Annotated in this window: 8 protein-coding genes; all 8 read right to left on the bottom strand. The window is 34.3% G+C overall.

Translation table 11 applies throughout. From position 1 onward, the window contains the following. Positions 1 to 105: 105 nt before the first annotated feature. Positions 106 to 747 carry a hypothetical protein gene (locus NQ163_RS20250; protein WP_268192136.1) on the bottom strand — a complete coding sequence of 214 codons (642 nt, stop codon included), beginning with the start codon at positions 745 to 747 and terminating at the stop codon, positions 106 to 108. 331 nt (positions 748 to 1,078) lie between these two features. After that, a complete protein-coding gene (locus NQ163_RS20245) occupies positions 1,079 to 1,534 on the bottom strand; it encodes a cupin domain-containing protein (protein WP_268192135.1) in 456 nt (151 codons plus the stop codon). 197 nt (positions 1,535 to 1,731) lie between these two features. Beyond that, complete coding sequence (locus NQ163_RS20240) at positions 1,732 to 3,981, bottom strand: hypothetical protein (protein WP_268192134.1); 2,250 nt, start codon at positions 3,979 to 3,981, stop codon at positions 1,732 to 1,734. A gap of 578 nt (positions 3,982 to 4,559) precedes the next feature. Further along, positions 4,560 to 6,095 carry an Ig-like domain-containing protein gene (locus NQ163_RS20235; RefSeq protein WP_268192133.1) on the bottom strand — a complete coding sequence of 512 codons (1,536 nt, stop codon included), beginning with the start codon at positions 6,093 to 6,095 and terminating at the stop codon, positions 4,560 to 4,562. 321 nt (positions 6,096 to 6,416) lie between these two features. Then, positions 6,417 to 6,944: a hypothetical protein gene (locus NQ163_RS20230; protein WP_268192132.1), complete on the bottom strand. Its 528-nt coding sequence runs from the start codon at positions 6,942 to 6,944 to the stop codon at positions 6,417 to 6,419. A 1-nt stretch (position 6,945) separates the two neighbouring features. After that, positions 6,946 to 7,767 carry a hypothetical protein gene (locus NQ163_RS20225; RefSeq protein WP_268192131.1) on the bottom strand — a complete coding sequence of 274 codons (822 nt, stop codon included), beginning with the start codon at positions 7,765 to 7,767 and terminating at the stop codon, positions 6,946 to 6,948. A gap of 106 nt (positions 7,768 to 7,873) precedes the next feature. Next, the gene (locus tag NQ163_RS20220; RefSeq protein WP_268192130.1) at positions 7,874 to 8,410 is read right to left on the bottom strand and encodes an HD domain-containing protein; all 537 of its coding nucleotides are present in this window, start codon (positions 8,408 to 8,410) and stop codon (positions 7,874 to 7,876) included. Between the two features lie 46 nt (positions 8,411 to 8,456). Beyond that, on the bottom strand, positions 8,457 to 8,900 hold the full coding sequence (locus tag NQ163_RS20215; protein WP_268192129.1) for a GNAT family N-acetyltransferase: 444 nt from the start codon (positions 8,898 to 8,900) through the stop codon (positions 8,457 to 8,459). Positions 8,901 to 9,055: the final 155 nt, after the last annotated feature.

Raw genomic sequence — 9,055 nt, 5'->3', positions numbered from 1 at the left:
ACAAAGCCTTAAAAGCTTGCAAATCCGCATACTATTAAGGCTTTGTTCTTATTTTTTACAAATATTACTTGATTGTGCAACGGTTACTTTTGTTACAGGCAGTTTCTAATTCTCAACTTCTAAAAATTGATTTTCTTTCCATATAAAATAAAAGTTTTCAGATTTTATTTTTCTTTCGCAGTCACCGCCAGGATTAATTGCAAGTGTTTCGCCTTTCTTAAAACTAAATTTGATTTCATTATTTTTAGATTCAATTTCCAAATATTTAATTATTCTACTTGGCGTTTCGAAATAAATATCATCCTTTTCTACTGGTTTCTCAATAATTCCAACATCCATTGATCCTAATTCGATTACATTATTTTTTTCAAGTAGAAAAGCTTGAGCTCCCCAACTGTATTCCGCACCAATTTCTCCAATAATAATTAATCTATCTTTTTCAGTGCTAGACTGAAATATATGTGGTTCAAAATAATAGCTATCTTGTTGTCCATCTGATTTAAATATTATTTCATTTGAATCATTTAAAATACAAAGTCTTAATCCTATATTTTCAACATCGTTGTTATCTGTATTATGACCAACCACAAATAATAAATCTTCAAACTCATAAGAATGAATAACATCCAAATTCGAAATATTTGATTCAGATTTTAACTCCTTAATTTCAACCCTTTCAAAATATTCAGTTTGACCGAAAGTAGAGAAGGAAATTAAAGTCAGAATTAATACTTTAAGTACTTTCATGAGTTATCATTTTAAATTGCCTGTAACTTGTATATAAACACAATTGCGTTTATTTCTCCAATATTCAATCTATTGTGTTTATCTGCCCATATGGGTGTAATGAACACAACTTGAATGTCTTGCCTATCAAATTTATGAAAAAGCCATAGCAAACAATAAGCTTACCGAAGTAAAATTATCAACATACATAAAATAGAATAAGTCTACATAGTTATGATGGAATATCAAGCAAGCTTTGGCACTACTGCTACAGCTTGCTTTTGTTTGCTGCCTTTTGGGTAGCATTCAAGCCACAGCAGGCTTTTCTATTTAAATCCTGGCTATAACCCATTTACAAATCTTTATATGAGCACATTTTATCTTGTCCGGATTTGCCAGCAAATAATTCAATCTTATTATCTGCGGGCATAAATACTACATCAGGAAAGTTAGTTGTTCCAAAGTCTAAATATTTTAGTGTTTCACGATCTGATGTATTCTTCAATTGATGCACTCCCTTCTCTCCTGCAGGAAATCTTAAAATGTCGCCCGAGCTAACTTTTAATACGCCACTTTCCGTTACCACTTCTCCCTGCCCCTCAATAATATAGAAAACTTCCTCGTTGCAAGTATGATAATGTTGTGGCCAATTGGTTTTTCCCGGCGGAATTTCATAGATATCGCAATACAATTTATTGACATGTTCATCATCAATCAATCTTTTTCTATTATGTTCTATTTCATCACCCTTCGACCAAGTCCCCCATTCCACTTCATTCTCATTGATTTTTAATGTATCATGTTTCATAATGTCATATTTTCTATTTGTAAATTCTGTCTTCTTTAACAGCTGCTTTGCCTTGCAGGTAACGGTTGGTGTAAGTTTAGTAGCGGATTTACGTGCGGTTATCCGTCCGAGAGGAACGGGTAAATGGGCGTGAATCCAACGTTGGAACACCCACCGAACCCGCTATTAAATTTACACTTTGTTATCGGCTGGTTTTTTTATTTGATTTCATCGATTTCATTTGGTAGTCCATTGTTTTTAAATTCAGAAAATAGTCTTATTTGAGTCATATTCATCTCCTTTTTCCATTTTATCACAGCATTTAATATTACACAAACCAAAACCGATTCCTTAACCTGTTCATCTGGATATTGCTCGACTAATTCATTAACCAAATCAGGATTATCGTTAAGGTCTACAACGTTTCCATAAAAATTATACTTATCATTTAATCTTTGCAACTGATACTTATCGATGATTTTATCATCAACTGTATTGAAAAGTATTCTTGGTAAATCGTCTTGCTTTAGAACATACAAAGATTCCCCAATTAATTCGCGATAATATGGAGCCAGGTTTATAATTGGAGTTTTATTATAACTATCCTCTTTTAAACCTTTTATCTTGAAAGATGAGATATAAAATGGAATATGAATCCCAAAATTTAAAATTACATAAGACTTATCATCTTTAATCACTTTATCCACGGCTTGGAATAGTTCTGTACTTTTTATAAGGTAACTTTTTGTCTTTTTAGTGAATGCGGTTTGAGAAAGTGCAAGTTTAAAATCTGAAGCAACTTGTCCAGCTACGAAACTATCATAATTTAAATGGTCGGCTTCTTGGTTTTCTGCAAAAGAACTTTTCTCAAATATCATTTTAGTACCTGAATAATACCAATTAGCATATTCAACCTTTTCTATTTTTTCATTAGTAATACTCGCAACAGAATCAAAAGATTTTGTCAAAATTGATTTTGTTGATTCTATAAATTTGTTGAATTTATTTTCAGATATTTTTTGTTCAACTTTTGCCTTATCAAATTCTTCCTGAACTTTGTCCTTAAGTTGTTTAACAAAGTCAATTGGATAGATTTTATCATTTTCCTCACACCATTCTCGGGTTAACCTTTCGTACCCAAGGGTAGTTAATAATTCCTTATTTGAAAGTACATTTTCAACCAATCTTGAGAAATAATCTAAATCATTTATCCAATTGTTTTTTTCTTGCTGAGATTTCGGAATGGATGGAAAGTCTAAAGGTTTCTGAAATGTATAGTTTATGATTGTAAAATATTGTCTTACGAAAAGTAAAGCAATATATTGACAAATCCATTTTTTGATTATACCATCTGCGTTTAATCCTGATAATCTTGGGAAATTATATGTGCTAGAAATGAATGGAAAATTTCTATAATATGGGTCTCGGAATGTAAAAAATCTTTCAAAGATTTCATTCATGTTTGAAGGAAGAAGCTCGTAAACTGGTGGTGTGCTTGTGGTGTAATTAAACATATTAAAGACTGAGTTGTATCTTTTTGTGTACAGCATTAGTCCACCAAAAGCCGTATAGAACTCATTAAATCTCTTTCGCTCTATAACTCTTGACTGATAGGCTTCTACATTGGTTTTTTGTCCTTCATCATCATATTCATATTCAATTTTTCTCAACGAGTTTTGGTAATATCTAAATGCAAATTCCCAATTAGATGCAATGAGGTCTTCTAAGTTGTCTTCTGCTGCTATTATCACGATGTTCCAAAGATATCTATATGTCTTTTCAGATATAATCGAATGTTGAAGTTCTCCTAAAAGCCAAATTCCACCTATGGTTCTAACACCTAAATATGGATAAAGAGTATTTTTGGAAGTGGATAGCTCCTGACTTATTGAATATACCAGGTCATAATATAAATCAGGGTACTCAATGGCTTTACCTTCATTTTTTTCCCGATAAAATCTAAATTCATCATAAATGAATCTAGAAATTGTAAGAGCGTGGGTTTTTTCGTTTTTTCTGTAAAGATTAATTAGAATGTCTGAGATTATTTTGAAATCGAGAGATTCTTGATTTGCTATTTTGTTTCGATGTCTTTTGAATAAATGGTCAAGCAATTTAGGAGTGGTATAGTAAACAATAATTTTCTTTGTATAGAAGAAGAATGAAGTAATCATTGCAACCGAAGTAATTATTACTAATAAAGCTGCTGAATTATTAATAATCCATTGAATCGTAGAATTATTTACACTGAAAAGAGGAGGAAGATTAAATGTCCAAATAAGGATAGAAAAAAGAGAAGAAATTAACAAGACAATAAATGACCTTTTTTCTAACTCACTATTAAAAATTTCAACAATTGACATTGTCCCATATTTCTCTTCTAATCTTGCGATAACTTGCAGTAATATTGGATATGCAATACCAAGGATTGCTGCTACAAAAGGAATGTATTGTGGAATGTTATTCATTGGTTGTTGTCTAGTTCAAACTTGCCGTTAACTTGTATATAAACACAATTGCGTTTATTTCTCCAATATTCAATCTATTGTGTTTATCACCCCATATGGGTGATATTAACGCAACTTGAATATCTTGCCTATCAAATTTATGAAAAACTGATAGCAAACAATAAGCTTACCGAAGTAAAATTATCAACATACATAAAATAGAATAAGTCTACATAATTATGATGGAATCGAAACCAAACTTTTGCACTACTTCCGCAGCTTGCTTTTGTTTGTTGCCTTTTGGGTAGGATTCAGACCATGGCGGGGTTTAAAGCATGTAATGTTTGTATCCTGATGATGCCGAAGTTTCGGCTTCCAAGGGAATTGAGGGAGGCATTCGGCAAATGTAAAATACTTCTACCCGCTGGTTTTACTCGTATTTTGTGATGGAAGGAAAGCTGGAGCTACAGGTTCGTGCTATCAGGGGGCTTATCCCCTCTTGGTTCGATCTTGCAGCCCGGACCTTTGCCATTGGGCCGATAAGCATTCTGCTATGCAGAGTACGAGCTACAAGATCGAACTATTAGAGATTTATATTTTTATTCGGCAACAGGCATCTTCACCTGATAGAAAACACAATCGATGGTATAACCGATTACCAAAAGGTTTAGCTTTTTACTATCATTAGCTCCGTTGGTAGACCATACATTTTGATTGTCAGGCACAATGCTCGTGTCATTATAATTAAAAGTATGATCTTCACCAATATATTCATCCTGAATATACTCGATATTGGTATTGCTGATTCTTTCTTTCAAAGGTTCAACATCAGCAATTGTTACAAGCTCTCCTCCTCTGTAATACTGCCAATTCAGTTCAATATCTGTTATTAAGCCACTTGCATCAGAATTAATTTTAATGGATGGAACAGGTACTGATATTTTTTCATTTTCCAAAGGTAAAATAGAGTTTAAACTATATGAAGCCACTTCAGTTCCTGAACTTGTCTGCATAGTCCACTCTCCTGCTGGTATATTTCCTTGCAAAAGATCTGCTGAAGTTTCACCTCCAATAAAACCCATGAATTTATATTCTGAACCTGGATCGAAAGCCTCTCCGGAAATCGGAGTTTGAGCATTAAACTTTTCACCATTTCCTCTTGCCACTTCTTCAGGAGGAAATAAGTTCATGGTATTTTCAAGACCTTTACCCCATGCATAAATCTGGTAACCTGCATAAGTTAAATCATCAGCATCAATCTGCTCTCCGAAAACTAAATTTGAAGAAAAAACAAAACCAGGGCAGGCAAAGTTCTTAAAACCTGTATTGGTAAAGTTCATATAGGTTCTAATATGGTCATCCAATCTCGACATTTTTTGAATCAATTCTGATTTGCCTTCAACAATGCTCAAATCAGCAATCGTTTTTTCAGCTACCAACAATCCGTCTTCCGATGAAGATGGCACATTACCCAACTCAATAATACCACTTAGGTATCCCGAGTTAAGATTTTCCCAGTACTCTTCATCTCCTGCATCAATACCAACAAGACCTTTTACTCTATTGTTTTCCATTAAAAATACAATAAACTCTTTCCCATCTTCCACATCCAGACTAAAGCTTCCATCTTCAGCAAGTTCAATCTCAGCACTTATTATACCATCTGAAAAGTTTTCCACGGTAAATTTTTCGGTATACACAACAAGAAGTTTTCTTGTGACTTCATTTGTTGCAGACTTGGTTCCTTCTTCAACAATTTGTCCTTTAAAGCGAATTTTTCCTTCTGGCACTACCTCTTTTGCCATTACAGTAATTTCGCAAGTTTTAGAAACCTCACCATTGGCCGAGGTGGCTGTTACAATTGCATCTCCTGCTTCGATAGCTGTTAGTAGTCCCGAATCATCAACGGTAACAACTTCCTGGTTTGAACTTGACCACTTGATTGTTTTATCAAATGCATCCTCAGGCAAAACATTAACCTTTAATTGTTTTGTGGCACCCACTTCCAATTCCAAAGCTGATTCCTCAAATTCAATTGAACTTACTTTTACAATCACATCTTCATTATCGTCATCACATGCAACAAATGTAAAAGCACACAAAAGGCATAAAGCCGAAATAATTTTCTTGTACATAAAATAGATATTTACAGTTATTTCACACAAAAATAAAAGTTATTTTAATCAAATAAAACACCTGTACTTTTACAATAAAACCACTAAATATCAACTATAGAAAATCAAATCCCCTATTGTTTAATTTACAATAACTTAAAAATAACAACTTTAATTGTTTTTAACTATAAACACAAAGACTCACACTCACTTCAATCAATAAGTCTTGCTTTTTAATAAGCAAATCCACCTACTCAATAATTAAACCCATTTGTTTATGAAAAATTAGAAGAAGTTATATTGATGATAGAAAAATCCCATTACAAAAACATCCAAACCAGCTTAGTTCCGGATAATTTCAATCTCATCGGCTATGATGCTAACAATGGTGATATGGTCTTTGCCTGTTTTCTGCATTCTGTCTCTTAATTTCTTCACATCAGCAGCCGATAAACTATCCGAAACTCCTGTTTCCTGTTTTCGCTTTATCCACTCCTTATCGATACAAGGTGTATGATCAATATGACACAAAAGGTTTTTTTCATTATCTATTTTGTCAAGAAATGATCTTTCTACCCGCCTGGTTTCCACTCTGCCAACCACCTTCAGCTTTTTGTGATTGTACCTGGCTGTAAAATTGAGTAACAAATTGGACGGGACTACTTTAACTACTGAACCTTTCTCCGATTTCAACTTTAGCTTCTTTTTCCCGGCTCCGCAAAAATGAACGGCCATGCCTTCGGTTTCAACTCTTTTCCCTTCGAACTGTTCTGCTGCTTTTGCCAATTCGTCAATGCTTCGTTTTTTCGCTTTCTCTTGATTACAGGCAAACAGTGCGACAAGCAGTAGCAGGAATATGGGTTTCTTCATATTAGTTTTGTTTAAAGTTTTCAATATAGGAAAGAGGGACAAATGAGATATTTTCCCGTATGTGTGTTCTGTACTTCACCAATTCGGGAAACTGGTAGAAAAACTTGACCTTTTGATATTTCATACCTCTTTTCAAGGGTTGATCTGATAAAACAAAAAATGTCCACGACTCCGCAATGTCTTCCTCGGGGCTTTCGGCTGCATAGTCTGTTACAAACTGCTCGGCATGATCGAGATAAAAATCATACAAGCGGTCTGCCTGTTTTTTCTTGTTCCTTTTCTTATTGATACGGTCCCACTCCTGCAACAGTTTTGGCTTCCAAAAGGCTTCAACAAATCGGTTCAGGTAACTTTCCTTAATGGCATATCCCTCGGTGGTTAGGTATCCTCTATCCGGATTCTCGGTTTCATCATCTGTCAATTCGATCTGCGAGCTATTTAAAGTGAGCAAATGACCAAACTCATGAATCAGCGTATGGGTGTAATCCAATATTTGAATGGAATCCCTGGTAAAAATATTCATGTCTGCCGTATCCAAATCGATTTGCCAAAACGCTACGGTCTCATCCAACTGATTCATCCCTCCCATGTCCTCACTTTTGCCATCGGAAAACAATCTTAAGGACAGCACATATTTGTTCAGCAAATCATGGGGCAAAATGGTCTGTATGCATTCCCAGTACTGAATTCCCAACTCATTATTATCGGATTTGTTGCTTTCAATCTTTCCATTTTTTACCTTCCAAACTCCTACTTGATTCTGAGCACATGTAAATTGTGAAATACTTAATAGTGTTGTAATTAGCAAAAGAAGCTTTCTCATTCTTCGAAGTAATATATCTATTTGCCAGAGTTTTTAAGAGTAACTGAACTTGTGTTGTAATATTCATCATACCGATTACTGAAGCAACACATCGCAGTCTGCATTATTATTTTAGGTACTGTATGTACTCTTCAATCTTATTTTCCAATCTATTATTTAAATAGTCGTTTTTATTGATGAGTGTCTCGCTAATTATTTCAGCCTCTTTACGATATTTCTCCTTTTTAACTTTGTCCCAATAATATGGAGGCTCCTGAAGGTTTGTGATTCTGTCAGCCAACTTTACCATCCCCACTTCTTTTTCCAATTGATTAATGCGCGACAAACTATCCAACATTTGCTCTTCTTTCGAAGGAAGATTTTCATTTTTGCTCAAGGCCAAAACTCCCCGTGCAACTCGCTCTCCAAATGTTTCCTTTAGTTCCCCGAAGTCAGTATTGGTATCTTCAATGGTATCATGCAATATGGCAAGCTGAACGGCAAAATCCACATCAAAATTCTTCTCTGCTGCATAAGCCATCAATATCTCCATGCTTACATTGGAAATGTGCAGCAAATAATTCGAATTGCTTCCTGGCATCTTCTGATCTTTGTGCTTTTCACCAGCAAATTTTATTGCCCTTTGATATATTTCTTGTGTCATATATTGTTCTTTTTAAAAATTGTACACGATAAAATGGCACCACTTTTTAGGCTTTATTATCCATTTTCATTTGATAAAGATCGAAGCCTTTTGCCCAAAAATCTTTTTCTATTTTTTCGAGCTCGAAGCCCATTTTTTCATAAAATTCACAAACTAGCTGTGATGTTCGAACCATGATGAATTCAATATTTTGATTATTATTCAAATGATTGATTCTGTGCTGCGTCAACTTTTTTCCGATTCCTTTCCCCTGATGTTTTGGGTCAATCATATCCCAGGAAATTCGGGCAGTTTTTTCGTCGGGAAAGTAGTTGATTCCACCAGCTCCCATAATTTCAGAATCCTCTTCGTAAACAAAGTAATCTTCTATTTCATTTTCGAGGTATTCCTCAAAATCAACTTCCTCAGATGGAGCAAAGTATTCCGGGATATTTTGCCTTAACAATTGAATCAGTTTTGATTTGTCGGTATCTGTATATTTTCTGATCATCCTTCTGTTCTTTTTTTAGGAATGCTGCAATTACATCATGCCTGCAGGCAGAGTGTATATTGAAGTTGTTTAAAGTCCTCCTGAAAAACTGCGAGCAACATCTTGATTCCATTGGCATCAGCTAATTTTTATTACGTAACTTCGGCTATGCAATA

It is taken from the genome of Marinifilum sp. D737, assembly GCF_026672275.1.
Taxonomy (GTDB): Bacteria; Bacteroidota; Bacteroidia; order Bacteroidales; family Marinifilaceae; genus Marinifilum.
This window is presented reverse-complemented; position numbering and strand designations above follow the sequence as displayed.